At 72.9% G+C, this 23,051-nt stretch carries 25 protein-coding genes; 7 read left to right on the top strand and 18 right to left on the bottom strand.

Going from position 1 to position 23,051, the window contains the following annotated elements; translation table 11 throughout:
- Positions 1-73: 73 nt before the first annotated feature.
- The 4 genes from ACZ6RC_RS03735 to ACZ6RC_RS03750 all read right to left on the bottom strand — a co-directional run bounded on the left by ACZ6RC_RS03735 (position 74) and on the right by ACZ6RC_RS03750 (position 1,401).
- Positions 74-397 carry a hypothetical protein gene (locus tag ACZ6RC_RS03735; protein WP_391140854.1) on the bottom strand — a complete coding sequence of 108 codons (324 nt, stop codon included), beginning with the start codon at positions 395-397 and terminating at the stop codon, positions 74-76.
- On the bottom strand, positions 394-762 hold the full coding sequence (locus tag ACZ6RC_RS03740; protein WP_391140853.1) for a DUF6247 family protein: 369 nt from the start codon (positions 760-762) through the stop codon (positions 394-396). The genes ACZ6RC_RS03735 and ACZ6RC_RS03740 overlap by 4 nt, the downstream gene beginning before the upstream one ends.
- A gap of 34 nt (positions 763-796) precedes the next feature.
- Positions 797-994, bottom strand: coding sequence for a type II toxin-antitoxin system Phd/YefM family antitoxin (locus ACZ6RC_RS03745; RefSeq protein WP_469579077.1), 198 nt, complete (start codon positions 992-994; stop codon positions 797-799).
- A 128-nt stretch (positions 995-1,122) separates the two neighbouring features.
- Positions 1,123-1,401, bottom strand: coding sequence for a GlsB/YeaQ/YmgE family stress response membrane protein (locus tag ACZ6RC_RS03750; RefSeq protein WP_356847521.1), 279 nt, complete (start codon positions 1,399-1,401; stop codon positions 1,123-1,125).
- Positions 1,402-1,561: 160 nt separating this feature from the next.
- On the opposite strand from ACZ6RC_RS03750, the gene ACZ6RC_RS03755 reads away from it, so the two are divergent.
- Positions 1,562-2,476, top strand: a complete 915-nt coding sequence (locus ACZ6RC_RS03755; protein ID WP_469579079.1) for a Gfo/Idh/MocA family protein — start codon at positions 1,562-1,564, stop codon at positions 2,474-2,476.
- Positions 2,477-2,533: 57 nt separating this feature from the next.
- On the opposite strand, the gene ACZ6RC_RS03760 is transcribed toward ACZ6RC_RS03755, so the two are convergent.
- From ACZ6RC_RS03760 to ACZ6RC_RS03775, 4 genes are all read right to left on the bottom strand, one after another.
- Entirely contained in the window at positions 2,534-3,211 is a 678-nt protein-coding gene (locus ACZ6RC_RS03760; RefSeq protein WP_469579081.1) for a hypothetical protein, read from the bottom strand.
- Between the two features lie 83 nt (positions 3,212-3,294).
- Entirely contained in the window at positions 3,295-4,776 is a 1,482-nt protein-coding gene (gene pdxR / locus ACZ6RC_RS03765; protein WP_469579083.1) for a MocR-like pyridoxine biosynthesis transcription factor PdxR, read from the bottom strand.
- Complete coding sequence (locus tag ACZ6RC_RS03770) at positions 4,773-5,927, bottom strand: Mucin-2 (RefSeq protein ID WP_469579085.1); 1,155 nt, start codon at positions 5,925-5,927, stop codon at positions 4,773-4,775. The genes pdxR and ACZ6RC_RS03770 overlap by 4 nt, the downstream gene beginning before the upstream one ends.
- A 200-nt stretch (positions 5,928-6,127) precedes the next feature.
- Positions 6,128-6,487, bottom strand: coding sequence for an arsenate reductase family protein (locus tag ACZ6RC_RS03775; protein ID WP_391140847.1), 360 nt, complete (start codon positions 6,485-6,487; stop codon positions 6,128-6,130).
- A gap of 136 nt (positions 6,488-6,623) precedes the next feature.
- Here ACZ6RC_RS03775 and ACZ6RC_RS03780 point away from each other — a divergent pair, with 136 nt between their 5' ends.
- Positions 6,624-6,899, top strand: a complete 276-nt coding sequence (locus tag ACZ6RC_RS03780) for a hypothetical protein (RefSeq protein ID WP_391140846.1) — start codon at positions 6,624-6,626, stop codon at positions 6,897-6,899.
- A gap of 118 nt (positions 6,900-7,017) precedes the next feature.
- Here the strand turns inward: ACZ6RC_RS03780 and glnA are convergent, their stop codons facing one another.
- Positions 7,018-8,427 (bottom strand): type I glutamate--ammonia ligase, encoded by a 1,410-nt coding sequence (glnA, locus tag ACZ6RC_RS03785; RefSeq protein WP_391140845.1) that lies wholly within the window; start codon positions 8,425-8,427, stop codon positions 7,018-7,020.
- 221 nt (positions 8,428-8,648) lie between these two features.
- Between glnA and ACZ6RC_RS03790 the strand changes: the two genes are divergently transcribed.
- Complete coding sequence (locus tag ACZ6RC_RS03790; protein WP_391140844.1) at positions 8,649-9,116, top strand: RDD family protein; 468 nt, start codon at positions 8,649-8,651, stop codon at positions 9,114-9,116.
- Between the two features lie 110 nt (positions 9,117-9,226).
- Here the strand turns inward: ACZ6RC_RS03790 and ACZ6RC_RS03795 are convergent, their stop codons facing one another.
- From ACZ6RC_RS03795 to lipB, 4 genes are all read right to left on the bottom strand, one after another.
- Positions 9,227-9,931 (bottom strand): DUF4191 domain-containing protein, encoded by a 705-nt coding sequence (locus ACZ6RC_RS03795; RefSeq protein WP_391140843.1) that lies wholly within the window; start codon positions 9,929-9,931, stop codon positions 9,227-9,229.
- 10 nt (positions 9,932-9,941) lie between these two features.
- Positions 9,942-10,160 carry an SCO2195 family GlnR-regulated protein gene (locus tag ACZ6RC_RS03800; protein WP_391140842.1) on the bottom strand — a complete coding sequence of 73 codons (219 nt, stop codon included), beginning with the start codon at positions 10,158-10,160 and terminating at the stop codon, positions 9,942-9,944.
- 317 nt (positions 10,161-10,477) lie between these two features.
- Positions 10,478-11,431 (bottom strand): lipoyl synthase, encoded by a 954-nt coding sequence (lipA, locus tag ACZ6RC_RS03805; protein ID WP_391140841.1) that lies wholly within the window; start codon positions 11,429-11,431, stop codon positions 10,478-10,480.
- A 116-nt stretch (positions 11,432-11,547) separates the two neighbouring features.
- The gene (gene lipB / locus ACZ6RC_RS03810) at positions 11,548-12,399 is read right to left on the bottom strand and encodes a lipoyl(octanoyl) transferase LipB (protein WP_469579088.1); all 852 of its coding nucleotides are present in this window, start codon (positions 12,397-12,399) and stop codon (positions 11,548-11,550) included.
- Between the two features lie 293 nt (positions 12,400-12,692).
- Here lipB and ACZ6RC_RS03815 point away from each other — a divergent pair, with 293 nt between their 5' ends.
- Positions 12,693-14,363: a regulator gene (locus ACZ6RC_RS03815; RefSeq protein WP_469579089.1), complete on the top strand. Its 1,671-nt coding sequence runs from the start codon at positions 12,693-12,695 to the stop codon at positions 14,361-14,363.
- 222 nt (positions 14,364-14,585) lie between these two features.
- Here ACZ6RC_RS03815 and ACZ6RC_RS03820 read toward each other — a convergent pair whose 3' ends face one another.
- Positions 14,586-15,911 carry an NAD(P)/FAD-dependent oxidoreductase gene (locus ACZ6RC_RS03820; protein WP_469579091.1) on the bottom strand — a complete coding sequence of 442 codons (1,326 nt, stop codon included), beginning with the start codon at positions 15,909-15,911 and terminating at the stop codon, positions 14,586-14,588.
- 342 nt (positions 15,912-16,253) lie between these two features.
- Positions 16,254-17,150, bottom strand: a complete 897-nt coding sequence (locus tag ACZ6RC_RS03825; protein ID WP_453615502.1) for a TIGR01777 family oxidoreductase — start codon at positions 17,148-17,150, stop codon at positions 16,254-16,256.
- Between the two features lie 47 nt (positions 17,151-17,197).
- Here ACZ6RC_RS03825 and ACZ6RC_RS03830 point away from each other — a divergent pair, with 47 nt between their 5' ends.
- The 3 genes from ACZ6RC_RS03830 to ACZ6RC_RS03840 all read left to right on the top strand — a co-directional run bounded on the left by ACZ6RC_RS03830 (position 17,198) and on the right by ACZ6RC_RS03840 (position 19,690).
- On the top strand, positions 17,198-17,731 hold the full coding sequence (locus tag ACZ6RC_RS03830) for a GNAT family N-acetyltransferase (protein WP_469579094.1): 534 nt from the start codon (positions 17,198-17,200) through the stop codon (positions 17,729-17,731).
- A 94-nt stretch (positions 17,732-17,825) separates the two neighbouring features.
- Positions 17,826-18,611, top strand: coding sequence for an SDR family NAD(P)-dependent oxidoreductase (locus ACZ6RC_RS03835; protein ID WP_469579096.1), 786 nt, complete (start codon positions 17,826-17,828; stop codon positions 18,609-18,611).
- A gap of 173 nt (positions 18,612-18,784) precedes the next feature.
- Entirely contained in the window at positions 18,785-19,690 is a 906-nt protein-coding gene (locus ACZ6RC_RS03840) for a helix-turn-helix domain-containing protein (protein WP_391140834.1), read from the top strand.
- Here the strand turns inward: ACZ6RC_RS03840 and ACZ6RC_RS03845 are convergent.
- The 3 genes from ACZ6RC_RS03845 to ACZ6RC_RS03855 form a co-directional block, all read right to left on the bottom strand.
- Positions 19,627-20,826 (bottom strand): HTTM domain-containing protein, encoded by a 1,200-nt coding sequence (locus ACZ6RC_RS03845; protein ID WP_469579098.1) that lies wholly within the window; start codon positions 20,824-20,826, stop codon positions 19,627-19,629. The two genes, ACZ6RC_RS03840 and ACZ6RC_RS03845, sit on opposite strands and share 64 nt — an antisense overlap.
- On the bottom strand, positions 20,816-21,403 hold the full coding sequence (locus tag ACZ6RC_RS03850) for a DUF5819 family protein (RefSeq protein WP_453615489.1): 588 nt from the start codon (positions 21,401-21,403) through the stop codon (positions 20,816-20,818). Before ACZ6RC_RS03850 ends, ACZ6RC_RS03845 begins: the two co-directional genes overlap by 11 nt.
- A 268-nt stretch (positions 21,404-21,671) precedes the next feature.
- Positions 21,672-22,913 carry an ice-binding family protein gene (locus ACZ6RC_RS03855; protein ID WP_469579100.1) on the bottom strand — a complete coding sequence of 414 codons (1,242 nt, stop codon included), beginning with the start codon at positions 22,911-22,913 and terminating at the stop codon, positions 21,672-21,674.
- Positions 22,914-23,051 lie beyond the last annotated feature (138 nt).

Genomic DNA, 23,051 nt, shown 5'->3' on the forward strand with positions numbered 1-23,051 from the left:
GCGCGCAGCTTCGCAACACCGGATTTCCCGCCCGTTGCCCGATTGTGAACCCCGTGTTACTCGGCCCGCCGGCCTACGTCCAGAAGGCGTCGGTCACGGTGATCTGAGGCTCGGCGTGGCGCCGGATGAAGGTGAAGACGAGCCAGCCGCGGCCGCCGGCGAGATCGGCGATGTGTGCGCCACCCGGCCTGGTCGAGGCCAGCGGCCGGACGGTGATCCAGTGCGGCAGGAGCGCATCCGCGTCGATCCCGCGGTAGTACGGGTCGATGGCCGTGACCAGTTCCGCGCGTGCCGCAGTCACCAACTGTCGGGCGTCCGCGGGCATGAGCTCGAAGTCGCGCCACGCTTCGGCCGTCCAGTCCATCTGCCAGGGCGGGCATGGGAGCTCATCGCTCACCGGCCGGGCTCCACGCCGGCCGCTTGACGCCGCAGTCGGCTGTACTCGGCCAGGAGCGCCGCGGACTCCTCGGGATCCTCGGACTTCGTGGCGCGGTCCTCGAGGTCGAGCAGATGTGCTTCCAGGCCGGGGTCGCGGGCGATGGCGTACTGCGTCCACCACAGCCGCATGAAGGCCGGGACCGGGGTGAGGTTGAAGGCTCCGCCGATCGCGCGGTGCCAGTGCTCCTCGAAATCCGGCAGCAGGTGCGGGGCGTGTTCCTGAATGGCCAGACGCAAGGCCTGCGGAGTGCGTTCGGGCATGGGCGGCACGGGGCGGGGGCGGTCGCCGCCGGGGCCGTCGAAGTGGAGAGGCTGCGCTGTCATGACTGAGGGGCTCCTGGTCTGCGGTCCGGCGCGCTCAGGCGGCGTCCTGGTCGCCGGAGCCGGCGTCCGGGTGCTGCGCCACGGACTGCTCGAACCACTCGGGCGATACGAGGTAGGCGACCGTCTTGCCCTTGCGGGTGATCGCCGCGGGCTCGCCCGCGATGCGGGTGCGGTCGAGGATCTCGCCCATCTGCTTCCGGAGGTCGATCGTCGTGTACGTCTTCGGCTCCATGCGCCCAAACTATCCCAACTATCATAGTTGAGATAGTTGACTGTATGCGAAACGGCTCCGCCCTCGGGAGAGGGGGAGCCGTTTTCGGTGGCGCGAGGATCGATCGCGCGGGGGGAGAGCCGGGCCGGTCAGGCGTGGCTGTGGTGGCGTCGGTTGCCGGTGACCAGGCGGTAGACCGCGAGGAGGATGACGGAGCCGATGATGGCGGCGATCCAGGTCGAGAGGTCGAAGAAGCCGTCGATGGAGTCGACGCCGAAGATCACCTTGCCGAGCCAGCCGCCGAGCAGGCCGCCCGCGATGCCGATGAGCATGGTGATGATGATGCCGCCCGGGTCCTTGCCAGGCATGAGCGCCTTGGCGATGAGGCCCGCGAACAGCCCTATGAGAATCCAAGCCAGAATGCCCATGATGTGCTCCTACCTCGATGGATAAAGACCGTGTCAACGATCGTCTTCACCGGTTCGGGAGTTCCAAACGTCCCGCCTCGCTGATCGTTGCGCGCGGGCGCTCACGGGACGGCGCGGCACCGCCCGGCCGGGTGTCGGTGCGGGACGGCAGACTGGGGGGATGACCAAGCTCTCGGGCGGCACGCCCCGTATCGGACTCCTCGGCACCGGACCCTGGGCGGGCCGGGCGCACGCGCCCGCGCTCGCCGCGCACGAGGGGGTGGAGTTCAGCGGGGTGTGGGGCAGGCGGACCGAGGCGGCGGCCGAGATCGCCGACGCCTGCGGCACGCGCGCCTACGACGACGTCGACGCCCTCTTCGAGGCGAGCGACGCCGTGGCCTTCGCCCTGCCGCCGGACATCCAGGCCCCGCTCGCCGTGCGGGCCGCCGCCGCCGGCTGTCACGTGCTCCTCGACAAGCCGGTGGCCACCACGGTCGCCGCGGCCCGGGAGGTCGCCGAGGCCGTCGAGAAGGCCGAGGTCGCCTCCGTCGTCTTCTGCACGCTCCGGTTCGCCGAGCCGACCGCCCGCTGGATCGACGAACAGGCCGCGGCCGGCGGCTGGTTCCTCGGCGAGGCGCACTGGCTGGGCTCCCTCTTCGCCCCCGGCTCCACCAGCGCCTACGCCGCCTCCCCCTGGCGACGCGAGAAGGGCGGCCTCTGGGACGTCGGCCCCCACGTGCTCTCCGTCCTCCTCCCCGTGCTCGGCGACGTCACGGACATCACGTGCGTCCCCGGCCCCGAGGACACCCGCCACCTGATCCTGCGGCACGCCTCCGGCGCCGGCAGCACGGCCACCCTCAGCCTGAGCGCCCCGCCCGGGGCGGCCGAGGCCGCGCTCACGCTGCACGGCGAGCACGGCCGCGCGGTCATGCCGGGATGGGACGGCGCGGTGGGTGCGCTGGGCCGGGCGGTCGACGCGCTGCTCGAGTCGGCCCGCACGGGGGCTGCGCACGGATGCGACGCCCGGTTCGGTCTGCGGCTGACCGAGATCCTCACCGAGGCGGAGGCCCTGGCGGCGGCCAGGACCGAGGCCTGAGTCCGGCGTCGGGGGGCGCCGGCGGCCGCCGCAGGCGCCCCCCCCCCCCCCCCGCGCTCAGCCGACGCGCTCGATCCGCGCCTTGCGGATCAGGAACTTCCCCGGCTCCCGCACCTGCTCGAACGCCTCGTTGTTGAGCAGGACGCAGCTTCCGGAGGCGGCCGTGACCTCGACCGTGATCGATTTCGCGTTGTCGAGGTTGGTCACCTTGAGGCGGGTCCCGGGCGGGAACTGCCCGCTGGACGCCGCCGGGGCGCCCGCCTCGCCGGAGAGGGTGACCGTGGACCCGGCACACACCACGTCACCGGCCCCGTCGGCCGGCGGCGCCGAGGCGGGGGGCGCGGGCTCGGCACCGGCCGGCGGCGCCCCCGTACCGTCTCCGTCCGCCGCGCCGCCGCCCGCACCGGCGCCGCCGTCCGCACCCGCACCGGCGCCTGCCCCGGCCTCGCCCCCGCCGCCCTCCGCGCCGCCGCACCCGGCCGCCGCCTGCTGGCGTCGGATCTCTGCGATCACCGCCTCGCGGTTGGCGATACGGGCCCCCGAGAGCGCGTCGGGACGGGCACGTTGATCCGCGATGAACCGCTCGTTGGTGGCGAGCGCGGCGGCCATGCCGTCGCAGGCCGCGGAGGCCTGACTCGTACCGGTCAGGACCACCGCCGTCCCCCCGACGAGCACGAGGGCCCCGGCCACCAGCGCGATCTTCTTCTTCCGGCTGAGCGTTCTCCTGCGTGACACCTGAGGCTCCGTTCGATTCCTGTCGGTTCCTGTGGCGTCAGATACGCGGAGCGGGCCCGTTCCGCTCAATCGGAGGCGGCTCTTCAGGCGTCCAAGGTCTCCCGCAGCGCCGCGCACAGGGCATCGAGGGCGGCGCCGTACAGCCGCTCGGGAGGCGTCGCGTAGCCGACGACCAGGCCGTCCACCCGTGCCGCCCCGCCCGCTTCGGGGTGGCGGTAGTCGCCCAGCCCCTCCACCGCCACCCCGTGCCGGGCCGCCGCCCCGACCGCCGCGCGCTCGGTGCCCGCCGGCAGCTCCACGACCGCGTGCAGCCCGGCCGCGACCCCCGTCACCCGCACCCGCGGTACGCGCTCGGCGAGGACCGCCACCAGCCGGTCGCGGCGCCCCCGGTGGTGCCGGCGCATCCGGCGGACGTGCCGGTCGTACGCCCCCGACACGAGGAAGGCGGCGAGGGTGAGCTGCTCGGTGGCGGAGGAGTACGGCTCGCGCTCCCCCTTCGCCGCCACGACCTCGTCCACCAGCGGCGCGGGCAGCACCATCCAGCCGATCCGGAGGGCGGGGGACAGGCTCTTGCTGACGGAACCGATCAGCACCGTACGGTCCGGGGCGAGGCCCTGGAGGACGCCCACGGGCCGCCGGTCGTAGCGGAACTCCCCGTCGTAGTCGTCCTCCACGACGAGCCCGCCGGTCTCCCGCGCCCAGTCCAGGACGGCCGCCCGGCGGTCGGGCAGCAGCGGCCCCCCGGTCGGGAACTGGTGCGCCGGCGTCAGCAGCACCGCGCCGACGCCCCCGGGCAGCCTTCCGACGTCGGCACCGCCCTCGTCGACGGCGACGGGCCGGGTCAGGACCCCGGCCTCGGCCAGAAGCCCCCGGTGGAAGGGGAGACCGTACGACTCCACGGCCCACGGGCCCGGCACGGTACGGGCGAGCAGCCGCAGGGCGTGGGCCGCGCCGGAGCAGACCACGATCCGGTCCGGGGAGGTGCGCACCCCGCGCACCCGCGCCAGATATCCGGCGAGCGCGTGCCGCAGCTCGACCCGTCCCCGTGGGTCGCCGATCCCGAACGCCTCGTGCGGCGCCGCCGTCAACGCCCGCCGGGCCGCCGCCAGCCAGGCCGCCCGCGGAAAGGCGGCGGGGTCCGGCTTGCCCTGGACCAGGTCGTACGGGACGGCCTCCGGGAGGCCCCCGGGAACACCCGCCCGGGCCGCCCCCACCCCCGCCCCTACGCCCGCCCAGGCGGAACCCGCCCCGATACCCGCCCCCGCGCCCGGCTCCGGGGCCGCCGCCCCGCGGGCCACCCGCGTCCCGGATCCCTGGCGGGAGGTGAGCCAGCCCTCCGCCACCAGCTCGGCGTACGCGTCGGCGACGGTGTTCCTGGCCAGCCCCAGATCGGCGGCGAGCGAGCGGTACGGCGGCAGTCGCGTCCCGGGCTCCAGCCGCCCGCTCCGTACCGCCTCGCGCAACGCCCTGATCAGCACGGCCCGCCGGCTCCCCGCCCCGGTCAGCTCCAGATGCAGATCGGCTCCGAGCACCTCGGCCGCGTCGCTCCAGCCGCCCGCCGTCATCGCGGCACCCCGGCCCCGTCCATGACCCGGGCCATCTCCCGCTCGGGAAGGGCCGGGTTGACACCCGCGCCGCACGCCGTCTCGGGCAGGGCGAGAACCGCCAGGAGCCGGGGGAGCGGCAGGCGCGGGTCGGCGGCGGCCGCCTGCCGGGTCCGTACGTCCGGGTCGTGGCTGAGCCGCTCGATCAGGCCGGGGCCGGCCGCGGGGTCGCGTACGGCCAGCTGCCGGTACCTGCCCTCGGGATGGTCCGCGAAGCGGGCGGCGAGCCCCTCGCGCGGGAAGTGGGGGTGCCCGGTCGCCATCCAGGCGGAGAACGTCCCGCCGAGCCGGGCGTACACGCGCATCAGCACCCGTTCCGGGGTGTCGGGGTGGTGCACGGCCAGGTGGGTGAGGACGATGACGTCCTCGTCCTGCGCCAGCAGCCGCAGCAGATCGGACGGCAGATGGGGGCTGCGGGCCGCGGCCCGGCGCAGCAGGGGGTGGGAGGAGGTCGCGGCCCGGCGCAGCACCTCCTGATCGGCGATGCCCGTCGCCACCCAGTCCACGTCGTCGTCCGCCCCCACCAGCGGCCCCACCGTGCGGTCGATCGCCGCGCGCCGGGCTTCGGTCAGGTCGGGGCGGAGCGAGACGGCGCGCCGGACACTCTCGTCGGGGTGGACGGCGAGCCGGTCCACCAGGTCGGCGGGCAGGGACGGGTTCCGGGCCAGGTCGGCCGGGTGGACGTCCTCGGCGAGGAACCGCGGCGCCAGATGGCGTGACCGCAACAGCCGCTCCCTGACCGCCGGTTCGGGATCCGCGAGGAGCCGTCCGCACACGGGGTCCGGCAGCGGGCGGACGGGCCTGCGCGGATCGTGGTTCCGGTCGGGGCCCCAGGCGAGGGCGGCCCGCACCTCGGGATCGGGGTCGTCGACGAGCCGGGCCCGCTGCCCGGGCTCCGCCTGGGCGCTGCGCGCGAAGTCGATCCGTACGCCGGCGAGGGGATGGGCGACGATCGCCGCGACCGCCGCGTCGGGCAGCCCCGGCCGGTACAGGGCCTGGAAGGGCGGACCTTCACCGCCGCCGTCGAAGGCGAGCAGCCGCAGCAACAGCGGCGTGGGGAGGGCCGGGTTGGCGGCGACCCCGTCCAGCGCGGAGGAGTGGAACCCGACCATGCCTCGACTCCCCGTACGTCCGCGACCGTCCTGCCGGCGTCCATGATGCCCCGACCGCCCCGACCGCCCCGACCGCCCCGACCGCCCCGACCGCACCGGCCGGGACCGACCGCCCCGACCACACCGGCCACACCAGGCCGGACGGAGTCACGGCGCCGACCCCCGTGACCCCCGCCCCGCCCCGTAGGCCCGCGCGCCCGTCAGCGTCCCAGCGCGTCCCGGACGGCCTCCTCGGTCCGCCCCACCACGGCCGTGCCGTCGTCGGCCGTGATGATCGGCCGCTGGATCAGCTTCGGGTGCGCGGCGAGCGCCTCCACCCAGCGGTCCCGGTTCCCCTCGTCCCGCGGCCAGTCCTTCAGCCCCAGCTGCTTGGCGTCGGCCTCCTGCGTCCGCGTGATGTCCCACGGTTCGAGCCCGAGGCGCGCGAGAACGGCCCGGATCTCGTCGGGCGACGGTACGTCCTCCAGGTAGCGGCGCACGGTGTAGTCGGCGCCCTCCTCGTCGAGCAGACCGACGGCGGCGCGGCACTTGGAACAGGCGGGATTGATCCAGATCTCCATGGGGCGAAACGGTACCCCCGTGGAGCCCCAAAACCGTTCTGGCCAGGGATGATTGTCAGTGGTGACGGGTAAAATCATGAGTGAAGGTGAGGGTCCCGGGGAGGGCCCGCGCCCACCGTTCGCCAGGAGGTCGCCCATGGCCGTCGCCACGATCCGGACGCTGTCCCTCGAACCCTGGAAGCCCCTGCGGAAGCAGCCGCTGCCCGCGGGCCGCCCCCGCGAGTGGTACGTCAGCCACAACCGCCGGCTGAAGGCCATGCGCCTCGCGATCGCCCTGCTCGACTCGGGGGTCTACGACCCGGCGAAGGCGGGCAACGCGACGATACGCACCACGGCCGAGCAGCTCGGCATCCACCCGCCGTCCGACACCACCTGCCGCATGGTGCGCACCTTCATCCGCTACGGCCGCTGACACCGGCCCCCGGCGCCGGACCGCGCCCGGACGGCGAAGGCCGCCACCCCTCGCACGGGGTGGCGGCCTTCACCGCGCTGAGCGCCGGGCGTACGGCCCGAGGGGCCGGACGTACGGCTTAGAGGTCGAAGTAGAGCTCGAACTCGTGCGGGTGCGGACGCAGCTGGATCGGGGCGATCTCGTGCGTGCGCTTGTAGTCGATCCAGGTCTCGATCAGGTCGGAGGTGAAGACACCGCCCGCCTGGAGGTACTCGTTGTCCGCCTCCAGGGCGTCGAGGACCGCCGGGAGCGAGGTCGGGACCTGCTGGACGTTCGCGTGCTCCTCGGGAGCCAGCTCGTAGAGGTCCTTGTCGATCGGCTCCGCCGGCTCGATCTTGTTCTTGATGCCGTCGAGGCCCGCGAGGAGCAGCGCCGAGAAGGCGAGGTACGGGTTCGAGGACGGGTCCGGCGCGCGGAACTCGACGCGCTTGGCCTTCGGGTTCGAGCCCGTGATCGGGATGCGCATGGCCGCGGAGCGGTTGCGCTGCGAGTAGACCATGTTGACCGGGGCCTCGAAGCCGGGCACCAGACGGTGGTACGAGTTCACCGTCGGGTTGGTGAAGGCCAGCAGCGACGGGGCGTGCTTGAGGATGCCGCCGATGTAGTAGCGGGCGGTGTCCGACAGGCCGGCGTAGCCCTGCTCGTCGTAGAAGAGCGGGTCGCCGTTCGACCACAGCGACTGGTGGACGTGCATGCCCGAGCCGTTGTCGCCGAAGATCGGCTTCGGCATGAAGGTCGCGGTCTTGCCGTTGCGCCAGGCGACGTTCTTCACGATGTACTTGAAGAGCATCAGGTCGTCGGCCGCGGCGAGCAGCGTGTTGAACTTGTAGTTGATCTCCGCCTGGCCGGCGGTGCCGACCTCGTGGTGCTGGCGCTCGACCTGGAGGCCGACGTTCTCCAGCTCCAGGGAGATCTCCGCGCGCAGGTCGGCGAAGTGGTCGACCGGCGGGGCCGGGAAGTAGCCGCCCTTGTAGCGGACCTTGTAGCCCCGGTTGTCCTCGACCTTGCCGGTGTTCCAGGCGCCGGCCTCGGAGTCGATGTGGTAGAAGCCCTGGTTCGCCGAGGTCTCGAAGCGCACCGAGTCGAAGACGTAGAACTCCGCCTCGGGGCCGAAGTACGCGGTGTCGGCGATGCCGGTGGAGGCGAGGTACGCCTCCGCCTTCTTCGCGATGTTGCGCGGGTCACGGCTGTACTGCTCGCCCGTGATCGGGTCGTGGATGAAGAAGTTGATGTTCAGCGTCTTGTCACGGCGGAACGGGTCCAGACGGGCCGTCGACAGGTCGGCGCGCAGGGCCATGTCCGACTCGTGGATCGCCTGGAAACCGCGGATCGACGAACCGTCGAAGGCGAGCTCGTCGGACGGGTCGAACGCCGTCGCCGGGATCGTGAAGTGCTGCATCACTCCCGGAAGGTCACAGAAACGGACGTCGACCATCTTGACGTCGTTGTCCTTGATGAACTTCTTGGCCTCGTCGGCGTTCTGGAACATCCAACTCCTCCTACTCCCGGCCCGGGGAGGGGCGGGGTTGCAGCTCGGTCATGCGGCCAGTGCGGTGGCACACGCTGGTCCCGACCTTAGGCAGACGGGATTTCTCAAGCATGACCCATTTGTTTCGCCCAAGTTAACCGGCGCGCGTGTGACCGACACCGCGGCGGGCCGGTGCGGACCCGGGCCGAAGTGATCGAAAGCGGGCACAGTACCGTGGACGCGTGGACAACAGGCAAGCATTGGGATCGTGGCTCTCGGGACCCCGCGCGGCGGCCGAGGACGCCGGTGTCGACTTCGGTTACCGGGGGCAGCAGCTCGGTCTGCCCGAGGAGGGGCCCGGCTCCATCGCCCGCCCCGGGCGGCGGATCGGCGCCCTCGCCGTCGACTGGGCGCTGTGCATGCTGATCGCATACGGTCTCGTCACCCACGGCTACAACCAGGCGACGGGCAACTGGGCCCTGGTCATCCTGCTCGCCGTGAGCGTGCTCACCGTCGGCACCGTCGGCTTCACCCCCGGCAAGCGCCTCTTCGGCCTGCGGGTGGCCTCCGTGCACGGCGGACGCCTCGGCTTCCTCCGGGTCGTGCTCCGCAGCGTGCTCGTCTGCCTCGCCATCCCGGCCCTCATCTGGGACCGCGACGGCCGCGGCCTCCACGACCGCCTCGCCGGCGCCGTCCAGATCCGGCTCTGACCGCCCCGGCACCACACCCGCACCGACGACGAGAAGGGCGCCGCCGGAACCTCCCGGTTCCGACGGCGCCCTTCCTCGTGCTTCGTTCCTCGCGCTTCGTACGCCTGACGTCAGCGCATCTTTCCGCCGCGCGGCATCCGCATGCCCTTGGGCATCGGACCCTTCGGCAGCGGCATGTTGCTCATCAGGTCGCCCATCGCCCGCAGCCGGTCGTTGGCGACCGTCACCTGCGGGCCGGAGAGCACCCGAGGCATCTTCAGCATGGTCGTGCGGACCTTCTTCAGCGGCACCTGGCCCTCGCCGTTGCCGACGACGATGTCGTGGACCGGGACGTCCACGACGATCCGGGCCATCCGCTTCTTCTCGGCCGCCAGGAGCGTCTTCACCCGGTTCGGGTTGCCCTCCGCCACCAGCACGATGCCGGCCCGGCCGACCGCGCGGTGCACGACGTCCTGGTTCCGGTTCATCGCCACTGCCGGGGTGGTCGTCCAGCCGCGCCCGATGTTGTCCAGCACCGCGGCCGCCGCGCCCGGCTGGCCCTCCATCTGGCCGAAGGCCGCCTTCTCGGCACGCCGGCCGAAGACGATCGCCATCGCCAGGAGGGCCAGGATGAAGCCCAGGATTCCGACGTAGACCGGGTGCCCGATCAGGAAGCCGATCGCGAGGAGGACACCGAGTACGACGATGCCCACGCCAGCGACGACAAGCCCGACCTTCGGGTCGGCCTTTCGGGTCATCTTGTACGTGAGGGCGATCTGCTTCAGTCGCCCCTGGTTCGCAGCGTCACCGCTGCCCGTGTTTGCCTTCCTCGCCATGTCCTGAAGTTTACGTGGCCCGGGAAGCGCGACCCGCCACCGCCTCCATCACGTGCTGGGCCTCGACCCGGTCCTTCGCCCGGCGGCGGTCCTCCAGGACCGAGGTCCAGGCGTTGCGGCGGGCGGTGCGCTGGCCACCGGCGAGGAGCAGAGCCTCCACGGCCTTCAGCGCATCGGTGACGGACGGGATGGCGGTGGCACGGACATGCGTCGCGGCCTGGGCCTGCATGTGGGTCCTCCCTCAAGAGCGGATGAGACGAGGTGGGGGAAAGGGCGAGGGGAGCGGCGGTCCAAGACAACCCTCCGTGACCCAAGGGTCACGGTTCGGTGTTACCAGCGCATGACCCGGCGGTCAAACACTGATGAAACGTTGATGCGGCCGGTTGGACCACCCCGGAACCGCCGAAGCGACCCGTACGCCCTCCTGACCTGCGGAGGTGTACGGATCGCGACGAATTCGGCCACTACTGGCCAGTAACTACTTGTGCGCCGTTTCACACGGGTCGGACTCCAGCCCCGCCCTCGTTCCTCGGGCGGACCCGCAACCTACGCTTCGGCTCGGCTGCGCTTCTCCATCGCCTGCTGGAAGAGGCGGCCCGCCCGGTACGACGACCGCACCAGCGGGCCCGACATCACGCCGGAGAAGCCGATCTCGTCGGCCTCCTCCTTCAGCTCCACGAACTCCTGCGGCTTCACCCAGCGCTCCACCGGGTGGTGCCGGACCGACGGGCGCAGGTACTGCGTGATCGTGATCAGCTCGCAACCCGCCTCGTGCAGCTGAGCCAGCGCCTCGCTGATCTCCTCACGGGTCTCGCCCATGCCCAGGATCAGGTTCGACTTCGTGACCAGACCGTAGTCACGCGCCCGCGTGATGACGTCCAGCGAACGCTCGTAACGGAAACCGGGACGGATCCGCTTGAAGATCCGCGGCACCGTCTCGACGTTGTGCGCGAAGACCTCCGGACGCGAGGCGAACACCTCCGCCAGCAGCTCCGGCACCGCGTTGAAGTCCGGAGCGAGCAGCTCCACCTTCGTACGGCCGTCGGCGCGGTTCGCCGTCTGCTCGTGGATCTGGCGCACCGTCTCCGCGTACAGCCAGGCGCCGCCGTCCTCCAGGTCGTCGCGCGCGACGCCCGTGATCGTGGCGTAGTTCAGGTCCATCGTGACGACCGACTCGCCCACCCGGCGCGGCTCGTCACGGTCCAGCGCCTCCGGCTTGCCCGTGTCGATCTGGCAGAAGTCGCAGCGCCGCGTGCACTGGTCACCGCCGATGAGGAAGGTGGCCTCGCGGTCCTCCCAGCACTCGAAGATGTTCGGACAGCCCGCCTCCTGGCAGACCGTGTGCAGGCCCTCGCTCTTCACGAGGCTCTGCATCTTCGTGTACTCGGGACCCATCTTCGCCCGGGTCTTGATCCACTCGGGCTTGCGCTCGATGGGGGTCTGAGCGTTACGGACCTCCAGGCGCAGCATCTTGCGTCCGTCGGGTGCGACTGCGGACACGACCGGCTCCCTGTAGCTTCGATTCTTCGGCGCCCACCAGGGTACGCCCGTTGTTTCGTACGGTTATCCGTCTGGCCAACCTGCGGCGAGACCCCGGCATTCCCCGCCGGAGATCCCTAAGCCGACGCGGCGGCGACGGCAGGGGCGTCGGCGGACGCCGGCGCGGCCGCCGGGGCCGTCTCGCGCACGACCTCGCGCGGCTGTAGGTCCGCGCCCTCGAGGACGGCCCTCAGGTGCTTCTCCACCACCGGCAGGACCTCCTCGATCGTGACCTCACGGCCCAGCTCGTTCGCGAGCGAGGCCACCCCCGCGTCCCTGATGCCGCACGGGATGATCCGGTCGAACCAGGTGTTGTCGGGGTTCACGTTCAACGCGAAGCCGTGCATCGTGACGCCCTTGGCGACCCGGATGCCGATCGCCGCCAGCTTCCGGTCCTCGCGGCGCTGGCCGGCGTTGGACGGGGCGTACTCCGGACCGTTCAGCCGCGGATCGAACTCCTCGTCGGTCAGCCGCGGGTCGAAGTCGAGCGAGAGACCGCCCAGCGACGGGCGCTGCTCCACCGGATCGCCGAGGACCCACACCCCGCTGCGGCCCTCGATCCGGGTGGTCTCGAGACCGAACTCCGCGGCCGTCAGGATCAGCGCCTCCTCCAGACGGCGGACGTGCGCGACGACGTCGACGGGGCGGGGCAGCTTCATGATCGGGTACCCGACGAGCTGGCCGGGGCCGTGCCAGGTGATCTTGCCGCCGCGGTCCACGTCCACCACCGGCGTACCGTCCAGAGGGCGCTCGCTCTCCGCCGTGCGCCGTCCCGCCGTGTACACGGGAGGGTGCTCGAGGAGCAGACAGGTGTCCCCGACCTCGTCGGCGAACCGGGCCGCGTGCACCTCGCGCTGCTTGTCCCAGGCCGCCCGGTACTCGACGGCCTCCTCGCCGAAGCCCAAGCGGACGAATCGCAGCTCACTCACGGCCATGCCTCCTCCTGGGCGCCGGAGGCCGGGATCCGGGGATCCTCCCGGGGGGCCGGCTCGGCACCCTGCGTCGTTCGCGCCCCTGCCACTGTACGGCGGCACCGCGCGGCCCGGTCCGGCAGGTACGGCGGGCGGCTGCCACGTCAGCGGTGCCCCCAATCCTCACACGATCGGATGAATGTGGGGCGAAGGTGGCGGTACGGGCGGTGAGTGCCGCTAAATTCGCGCCGTTCCATGAGGGTCCACGAGGGCTGCCACCCGGGCCCGGAAGGCAGGAGACCGCACAGCTGATGACGGAACGACCCCCGCAGCGCATCCCGAACCGCCAGCTCGCCGCACTCATCGCCGAAGCCGGCTTCTCCAACGCGGGCCTGGCCAGACGGGTGGACCAGCTAGGCCTGGAGCACGGCCTCGACCTGCGGTACGACAAGACCTCCGTGACCCGCTGGCTGCGCGGTCAGCAGCCGCGCGGGACCACCCCTGCCCTGATCGCCGAGGTCTTCACCCGGCGCCTCGGCCGCCGGCTCTCCGCACAGGACCTCGGCCTCGACGCGTGCGCGCCGGTCTACGCCGGCCTGGAGTTCGCCGCGACGCCCGAGGAGGCCGTCGACATCGTCAGCGGGCTCTGGCGGAAGGACTCGGGGAGCCACGCCGAACTGCGCAAGATCGCCTTCACCCCGGCGGGCCTCGTGGTCCCCAGCCGGGACTGGCTGATCGGCCGCGCGGACGAGCGGGTGGCGCGCGGGGACATGTACGCCCCCGGCGGCCCCCGCCCCGGCCCGGACACCCGCCCGGCGCCGACGGCGGAGTCCCGGCCCGGCGCCCTGGACGGCCGGCTCGGCACCGAGCGGCGCGGAGCCGGGGCCGCCGAGGGCAGGTTCGGCACGGAGGGCCGCCCGGGCCCCGACGCCCGGCTCGGCACGGACCTCCGGGGCGGCGCCGACGGCGGACTCCGCCCCGGCCCCGACACCGGGCCACGCACCGTCCCGGACGCCCGGGTCCCGGCCCAGGGCCGCTTCTCGGTGCCCCGGCAGCGCGGCACCGACCGGGGGCCGGGACAGCGCGTCTCCAGCGGGGACATCGCCGCCCTGCGCTCGGTCGGCGAACTGTTCCGCACCCTCGACCACGCCTACGGCGGCGGCCACGCCCGCCAGGCCCTCGTCCGCTACCTCGAACACGAGGCCGAGCCGATGCTCCGCGGCACCTACGGCGAGACCGTCGGCCGCCGCCTCTTCGGCGCCGCGGCCGACCTGACGCGCCTGGCGGGCTGGACCTCCTTCGACATCGCCGCGCACGGTCTGGCCCAGCGCTATTTCGTCCAGGCGCTGCGGCTCGCCCAAGCGGCCGGTGACCGGGCCTACGGCTCGTACGTCCTGATCACCATGAGCCGGCAGGCCGTCTACCTCGGGCACGGCCGGGAGGCCGTGCAGCTCGCGCGGGTCGCCCAGCAGGGCGTCGGCTCCTCCGCCCCGCCCGTCGTCCAGGCGCTGCTGCACGCCGTCGAGGCGCGCGGCCACGGCGTCCTCGGCGAAGCCCGCGCGTGCAGCGCCTCGCTCGCCCGGGCCGAGCGCGCCCTCGAAGCGGCCCGGCCGGGCGACGAGGTGCCGTACTGGGCGCGCCCGTTCGACGAGGCGCAGCTGGCCGACGAGTTCGGGCACAGCCACCGCGACCTCCAGCAGTACCGCTCGGCGGCGCAGCACGCCGAACGCTCCCTGCAACTGCGCGCGCCGGGCTTCGCGCGCAGCCGCCTCTTCTGCCGGGTGGTCCTCGCCACGGCCCGCCTCGGCCTCGGCGAACTGGACCAGGCCTGCGCCCTGGGTGCGGAAGCCGCCCAGCAGGCCTCCGAGATGCGCTCGGCCCGTGCGATCGAATACGTCCGCGACTTCGAACGCCGCCTGGAGCCCTACCGCGACGCGGCGGCCGTCCGCACCTACCGCGACCGCGTGGCCGCCATCGGCTGACCACCCCGCCGCGAGGCGCGACCCCCCTGCCCCGCCGTAGCGGGGCACGGGGGCGGGTGCTCCAGGCCTCGTACTCAGGGGCCCGCCGCGCCCCGAGCCCGGCGTGCCAGGGCCCTTACGCCGGGCCTGAGAACCGCCCGACGGCCCGCGTCGGGCCCCGTGTCCCGGCGCGGCCCGTCGGCCGGAGAAGAGGGCGCCCTCCGGCGCCGGCGCGGTCCGCCGCTACGCCGCCACGTCGGCCGCCCGCGTCCGCTCCGCCTGCGCCGGGCGCACGCCCAGGTCGGTCAGGAGGGCGTGGGCGACGCGGCGGCCGGAGAAGAGCGCGCCCTCCGGCGTGCCCGTGTCGCGGTGGTCGCCGCAGACGTAGAGACCCGCGAGGAGGCGGACCGGACGGCGTGGGTCGTGCGGCGGGGGCATCGAGGGAAAGGCGTCGGCGGTGTGGCGCAGGGCGAGCAGCTCCCACTCGTCCGTCGACGTGCCGTACAGCGTGGCGAGGTGCTTGCGGACCCGGCGCTCCGCGTCGTCCGGCGGGGTGCCCAGAATCGTCGAGGTGACCAGGGTCCGGCCCGCCGGCGCGCGCGTCGGGTCGACCGCGCTCATCACCGCCGTGTGCGCGACCGGGCCTCCCGGGTCGGACTCCACGAGCAGCAGCGGAGCGGCGAGCGGCGCCGCGGGCGCCGTGTGGTGCAGCACCGTGACCGCGTGGAACTCCGGCGTCCGCAGCCCCGGCAGCAGCTCCGCGGCGGTACGCGCCCCGGTCGCCAGGACGACCGAACGGCAGCCGACCTCCCCGTGCTCCGCCGTCGTCACCCTCGTCGTCGAGACGTCGGTGACCCGGACGCCCGTACGGACCGTCCCCGGCGGCAGCGAGGCCGCCATCAGCTCCGGCAGCGTCCCCGACCCTCCCTGCGGCACGCACAACCGCCCCCGGGCGAAGGACCGCAGAGCCAGGTCGGCCACCCGGCTCGACACGGCGAGGTCCGGGTCGCCGAGCAGAGCGGCCAGCACCGGGCGCAGGAATCCCTGGACGGTACGGGACGGCAGCCGGGCGTTCAGCGCCTCCCGGGCGGTCCGCTCCGGCCGGGTCGACAGCCGCTGCGCGGGCGTGGCGGCGAGCCGGGCCAGCGCGGCCCCCAGCCGCGCGTGGTCCAGCGACGCGGCCGCCTGCCGGGGGGCGCTCGCGAGGGCGCGCGCCATGGTGAACGCCCCCCGCACGCTCCCCGTCCCGCCGCTCCTGACGTACCGTCCGTCGCAATGCACCAGGGCTCCCGGTGCGAACGGACGCAGCAGGGCGCCGTCGAGACCGGGAGTGCGGCGCAGTTCCGCCTGCGACAGGGTGAGCAGCGGGCCGACGCGGTCGAGCCGGAAACCGTCGACCTCGTCGGTGACCATCCGGCCGCCGACCCGCTCGGCGGCCTCCAGGACGATGACGCCGAGCCCCGCTCTGGTCAGCCGGTGGGCGGCGGCGAGTCCCGCGATTCCCGCTCCGACGATGACGACGTCCGTGACGTCGTCCGTGTGGTGCGCATGGCGTGCGGTACTGAGCACGTGCCCCTCCCCGGGTCGGCGCGGCTGCTGGGAGGCTCATGCCCCCAACAGACCCCCGGAATGCCCGAGTTCGCGTCCGCGGTACCTCGCGCGCATTCAGGGGCCGTCCAGCCTAGGGACCGCTCCGGCGGATGCCAGCCGCGCGCGCCGGGGTGCACGCAGCACGGGGTGGCGCACACCCGACCCCGACCGCGCCCCCGGGCGCCGCCCCTCGGACCCGCGGCCGTCGAGCCGCCGAGCCAGAAGACGCCAGGACCCGCGGCCGTCGAGCCGCCGAGCCGGAAGACGCCCGGACCCGCAGCCGTCAGGCCTCCGCGCCGGAAGACGCCCGGCCCGGAGCCGTCAGGCCGCCGCGCGGATCGACTCGTCGATGGTCGGGAACGCGAAGTCGAACCCCGACTCCAACAACCGCCCCGGCAGCACCCGCTGACTCCCCAGCACGTCCTCCGCGAAACCGCCGAGCACCGCACGCAGCGCCGGCGCCGGCACCGTCAGCAGCGTCGGGCGGCGCAGGACGCGGCCCATCGCCGCCGTCACCTCCCGGTTGGTGACCGGCTCGGGGGCCGTCAGGTTCACCGGCCCGGACAGGGAGTCGTCGTCGATCAGATGGCGCAGGGCGGCCACCTCGTCGTGGAGCGAGATGAAGCTCCAGTACTGCCGGCCGTCGCCCATCCGGCCGCCGACCCCCGCGCGGAAGAGCGGGAACAGCCGCCCCCACGCCCCGCCCTCACCGGCCACCACCAGGCCCGTGCGGGCGTACGCGACCCGGATGCCGGCCTCCTCCGCGGGGGCCGCCGCGGCCTCCCACTCCACGCACACCGACGGGAGGAAGCCCTCGCCCGCGGGCGCGCTCTCGTCCACCGCCCGCGTCCCCGTGTCGCCGTAATAGCCCAGGGCCGTCCCGCACACCAGGACCTTCGGCGGCTCCGCCAGCGAGGCGAGGGCCTGCGCGATCGCCGTCGTACCGAGCACGCGGCTGTCGCGGATCTCCTTGCGATACGCCTCGGTCCAGCGGCGTTCGCCCACCCCGGCGCCCGCCAGGTGCACGACCGCGTCCACGCCCACCAGCCCGGCGGAGTCGACGTACAGCCGGGCCGGGTCCCACTCCACCTCGTCCGCCGTCCGCGCGGGCCGCCGCACCAGGCGGGAGACGTGGTGGCCGTCGGCGCGCAGGGAGCGCACGAGGGCCGAGCCGATGAGTCCGGAGGCGCCGGTGACGGCGATGCGGGAGCGTTGCATGGGGCCATCCTGCCCCCCTCCCGCGAGGCCGTGGCACAGTGGCGGTCATGGCCGCGCCGGAGACACCGCTACGCACGCGTACCGCCCGCGCCGAGGACGAGGACGCCCTCGGCGCGCTGGACCGTGCCACCTGGTCACCGCTGCACGCGGTGGTGCCCGCGCCCCAGCCGCCGTACGCCCCGTTCTTCGACGACCGTCACCGGCCCGAGGACCACCTGGTCGCCGAGTACGCCGAGCACGCCGATGGCACCGGGAAGGCCGGTGTGATCGTCGGTTACGTGCGGCTCGGGCGGCCCACCCCGCTCGCCTGCAACGCGCACGTCCGCCAGATCCAGGGCCTCGCCGTCGCCGCCGAGGCCCGCGGCCGGGGCGTGGCCCGCGCGCTGCTGCGCGCCGCGATGGCGGAGACCGTGCGTCGGGGCGGTCGGCGGATCACCCTGCGCGTGCTCGGGCACAACGCGCCGGCCCGCGCCCTCTACGCCTCCGAGGGCTTCGCGGTCGAGGGCGTGCTGCCCGGGGAGTTCTTCCTGGACGGCCGGTACGTCGACGACGTGTTCATGGGGCGGTCGCTGACGGAGTGACGGGGGGCCGCCCGAGCAGCCGCATCCCGCCGCCCAGCTCCCGCAGACACCGCACACCCCGATCCGAGGCACCCAGCGAGAGGCCGGAACAGACATGAACCGCTACGAGAACCGCCGCGCCCTGGTCACCGGAGCCGGCTCCGGCATCGGTCAGGCCACCGCGCTCCGCATGCTCGCCGAGGGCGGACGCGTCGTCGCCGCCGACATCAGCGAAGCCGGACTGAAGGACACGGTCGCCCGGGCCGGAGCCGACGCGGAGCGCCTGACGACCGTGGTCGTGGACGTCGCCGACGAGACCTCGGTGCGCGCGGGCGTCGCCGCCGCCGTGGGAGCGCTCGGCGGCCTCGACGTCCTGGTCAACGCGGCCGGGATCCTGCGCTCCTCGCACACCCACGAGACGAGCCTCGCTGCCTTCGAGCAGGTCGTCCGGATCAACCTCACCGGTACGTTCCTGGTGATCCGCGAGTCGATACCCGCCCTGCTGGAGGGCGACGGATCCGCCGTCGTCAACTTCTCCTCCACCTCCGCGATGTTCGCCCACCCCTACATGGCCGCCTATGCCGCCTCCAAGGGCGGCATCCAGTCCATGACCCACGCCCTGGCCGCCGAGTACGCCCGGCGGGGCATCCGCTTCACCGCCGTGCAGCCCGGTTCGATCTCCTCCGGCATGACCGACGGCACCGGCGCCAGCCGGCAGAGCGTCGGCCCCGGCCTGCCCGAGGACGCCGACCTGTCCCTCTTCGTGAAGCTCGCGCCCGCCCTCGGCCACGGCTTCGCCGGGCCGGAGACCGTCGCCGGGGTCGTCGCCATGCTGGCCAGTGAGGACGGCCGCTTCATCACGGGCACCGAGGTCCGCATCGACGGCGGCACCCACTTCTGACGTCAGGGGCACGTCCTGAGACCGGGCTCCGGGACTTGCCGAGCGGCAAATTACAGGGTCACTATCCGTTTTCGTTCCCCGCCGGGTCTGGCGGAGCGGCGTGTGATCACCGTCGGTGCCAGATGCCACCCTGTCTGCGCACGCACAGGCTTGGACCCGGAGGTACACCACCCGTGGCGGCGACAAACGACCCCACCGTCAGGGGACGACGACTGGGAGCCGAGCTGCGCCGGCTCCGTTTGGCCAGCGGCCTGACCGGTGCGCAGGTGGCGGCCCATCTGCTGATCTCCCAGGCCAAGGTCAGCCACATGGAGACCGGCCGCCGTGCCGTCAGCCTTCGCGACGTGCGGGACCTGTGCAGGCTCTATCGCGTCACCGACCAACAGGTCGTCGATTCGCTGATGGCGCTGGCCAGGGCGTCGAGCGTGCAGGGCTGGTGGCGCACCTACGGCGACATCCCGCACAGCGCCTACGTCGACCTCGAGACGGCCGCCGTCTCGATCGACACGTACGAGCCCATGGTGGTCCCCGGCCTTCTGCAGACGCCCGCCTACGCGGCCGCGGTCATCGAGGAAACGATCCCGCTCCTCACCGTCGAGCAGGCCGCCGCCCGTCTGAAGGTGCGGCTTCGCCGCCAGCACCGGATCTACGACCCCGCCGGCCTTCTTCGCCTGGGGGTCGTCCTCGACGAATCGACTCTGCGACGCGTGGTCGGCAGCCGGGAGATCATGCGCGAGCAACTGGAGCACCTGCACACCCTGAGCGCCGAACCGCACGTCACCGTTCAGGTGCTCCCGCACACCGCGGGCGCGTACCCGGGCCTGACCGGGCGGTTCTCCCTCCTCCGGTTCCCCGACAGTCTCGGGGCGGTGGTGTACCTGGAGAGGTTCACCAGCGACCTGTGCCTGGAGAAGCCCTCCGCTGTGCGGCAGTACCGCATGATGCACGACCACCTGAAGGCCCAGGCCCTCAGCGCGGACGAGACCCGCGACCTCATCACGAAGACGATCAAGCTCTACACGTCGTCGGCGCTGGGCGACGAGCCGAGTCGCGTCGGCGGCCTCCCCGTCATGGCCTGATGCCCCGGGGCGTACGGGTCGGGTGTGCCCGGCGAAGCGGCGGGCCCGCCCTGCGCGGGGACGGAGCGGGACGCCGGCGCTCGGTCGGGCGCCGGCCGTCGAGCCCCCGTCCGCCGTACCGCGCGCCGCCAGAGGCGGGCCAGGGAGGTGTAGAAGCGGTCGGGGAGGAACACAGCGTCCGCGATGAGCATCGCGCCGGAGAAGAGGGGCAGCCCCATGAGTACCGCGATACCGATGTGCATGCCGAACAGTACGGCCAGGACGGGGTACTTGAGCCTGCCGAAGAGCACGAACGGGAAGGCGACCTGCGCGAGCACCGTCACGTAGCCGGCGAGGGCGATCACCATCGGGTAGGCGGTCACGAGGTGGGACAGCGCGGGCCAGGGCTGGAACAGTTCGAGGTTCAGGGCGAAGTGGAGCGCGGTGCCACCGCCCCAGGTGGTGCCCTGGATCTTGTACAGGCCGGCTGATCCGTAGAGGAAGCAGACTTGCGCGGCGATGACGAAGAGGCCGCAGTTGTGCACCACCGTGGTCAAGGTGGTGCGGGCGTCCCGGAGCTGCCGGGCGGGGAGGCTTCTCACCGGCTCCGGCGCGGGGGCCGTACGAACCGCCCTGAGCCGCTCTCGGCGTGCGTCCAGGGACCATCGCCTCCCGCAGGCGGTGAGGACGAGGTAGAGGGACATCAGCAGGACCAGGTTGTCGCCCCCGTCCGTCATGAAGATCGCCCGCGCGTGGAACGAGGTCACCACGACGGCGAAGAGGACGGACATGACGCGGGTTCGCCAGCCCAGCATGAACAGCGCGGACGTGACGAGGGCGAGCACGTAGCAGAGCTCGAAGTAGGCGGGGTCGGCGGACAGGATCAGGACGCTGTTCCAGCCCGTCTGGTCGAAGAGTTGTTCCGCCAGCGCGGCCGTCCAGGGCGAGTCGGGACCCCAGATCTCGTTCCGGTACGGGAACTCCCGGAGCAGGAAGACCAGATAGAGGAGTCCGTAGCCGATCCGCAGAACCGCGGCGGCGTACAGCGACACCGGCCGCTCGATGAGAAGTGCCCACAGGGTTCCGATCCGGTCGAGGACCCACCAGCGGGCGGTGCCGGCGAGCGAGGCATCGTGATCGGTCTGCTCATTTCCCATCGGGGGTCACCTTCCACCAGGGCAGGAGCCGGTTCTCGGTGGTCACCGGCGGGCGGTTTCCGGTGGCCGTGCCGGGCGCGGGGATGGCCAGGGTGACGACCCGGAGCTGCACGAATTCGAAGGTGCCGCCCTTGTGCCGGGCGGCGACGCGGTCCGCGGCGATATTGCGCAGATACTGCTGCATCATCGTGGCCCGCTCCGAGCGCGAGGTGTCGCTTCCCCCGTGCGTATCGACGTAGGAACTCCAGGCGCGGCGCAGGAGATTCTGCGAGGTGTGGCTCGGCAGCGCGCTGTGGTCGACCGCGGAATAGTCCATGTCGGTCAGGTCGAACCAGGGACTCACGCGCATCGTGCCGCTGGAATCGGTGTGCGCGGTTCTCGCCAGGACTTTCCGGTTGAAGGAGTCGGGGTCCGGGGCGAAGAGCCGCCAATTCTGCTCGAAGAGCGGATATACCCAGCCGTTCACCTGAGCGTTGTACCGCTTGGAAACGGGATTGGCGGGGGCCACGTGCAGGAACACCATGACGATATGGACCACGGTCGTGATCAGGCACAGGACGACGCAGGTGTGCAGCACCGCCTTCAGCGGACGGGCCCCCCGGGGCCGGCCGTCCGGCGGAGCGGCTCCGTCGCGAGGGGGCCGCGGGTCCGGACCCGAATCGGAGTGCTGATGGTCCTTCACGGCCGCTGATTCGAATCCGCTCGACACCGCCCACCCTGTCTCTCTCGTACGCACCGCTCGTGCCTGAAAGCTGCGCGGCTCTCGCCCACGGCGCGCGGCGGGATCCGGGGTGGATTCCGCCGCGCGCCGTCATCCGGTGAACGGGGGTCGCGGAGCCTGCCGTTCAGCCCGCGTGGTCTTCGTGACCCTCGGGGCCCCCGGGCTTGTCGGCGTAGCCGAAGTGCCCTTCGGAGTGCTCGCCGTGGCCCGGCTTACCGGGGCCTTCGTGTCCGTGGTCCGGCCCGCCGTGGTCCGGCCCGCCGTGGTCCGGTCCGCCGTGGTCCGGTCCGCCGGGCTTGCCGCCGTGCCCGCCGGTCATGTGCCCGCCGGTGTTCCCGGCGGTGATGCCCGACGTGTCGCCGCCGGTCGTGTTCCCGGCGGTGTTGCCCGCGGTGTTCCCGGAGGTGTTGCCGGAGATGTTCCCGGAGGTGCCGCCGCTCACCAGGCCGACGTTCGGCCCGCCGATGAGGCTGCCGCCGATCAGGCCCAGGGTCGTGCCCGTCGTCGCGCCGGTCGTGGTGCCGGTCGTCGTGCCCGTCGTCGTGCCGGTCGTGGTGCCCGTCGTCGCGCCGGTGGTGGTGCCCGTGGTCGTGCCGGTCGTCGTGCCACCGGTGGCGCAGCCGCCGAGGAAGATCCGGTTGTTGTTGAGCGTCACCTCGCCGTTACGGGCCAGCGCCCGGCCCTCGACGCTCGCCCCCTGGTTCACGAAGATCGAGGTCAGGGCCATGATCGTGCCCACGAAGGTGGAGGTGGTGCCCAGGGTCGCCGAACTGCCGATCTGCCAGTACACGTTGCACGGCGAAGCGCCGTTCGTGAGCAGGATCCGGCTGTTCGTCGCCGTCGTCAGGGCTTCCGGGATCTGGAACACCCAGACCGCGTTGGGGTTTCCCCCGGCGTTCAGGATCAGGTCGCCGGTCAGCCCGACACCGGACGTGGCCCGGTGGACGCCGGGGAGCAGCACCTGCCCCCCACCGATCCCGGGCGCGAGCGGGAAGTCCGGGGCCTGGCCCGTCAACTGTCCGGCCGCGTTGTTGTACGCCACGACCAGGTCGCTCTTGGCCTGGGCGGCCGCGGCGTCCGCGGGGTGGATCGCGCCGAGCACGAGTCCGGGCGGGAATCCGGTGATGGCCGGGTTCGGGTGCGTCCCGAGGTCGTGGTCGAGCACCGAGTTGCCGGTGTTCGTGACGCCCTGACCGGCCAGAACGGAGTAGCTGGCGGTGGTGCCCAGAGGGACGGGCGTCGCGATGGCCATGGCCGGTGTCGACGAGACGGCGACCATGACGGCGGCGACGGTCGCGGCGAGGGCCGAGGCCACCCCGCCGGAAAGGACACGGCGCCGAGCCGTGTGAGGGATATGCAGCTTCATCAAGAGGCCAATTTCTGTGGGAGGCCGTGGCGTACCGGGCCGTATCGATTGCCCGGGAGGCCTTCTAGCTGGTGCTGCATATTACGCAGGAAAATTCGTGTGCCACCGGCGAGGTGAGAGCAAAAAGGGGGGATTAAT

It is taken from the genome of Streptomyces sp. NPDC048353 (assembly GCF_055587165.1).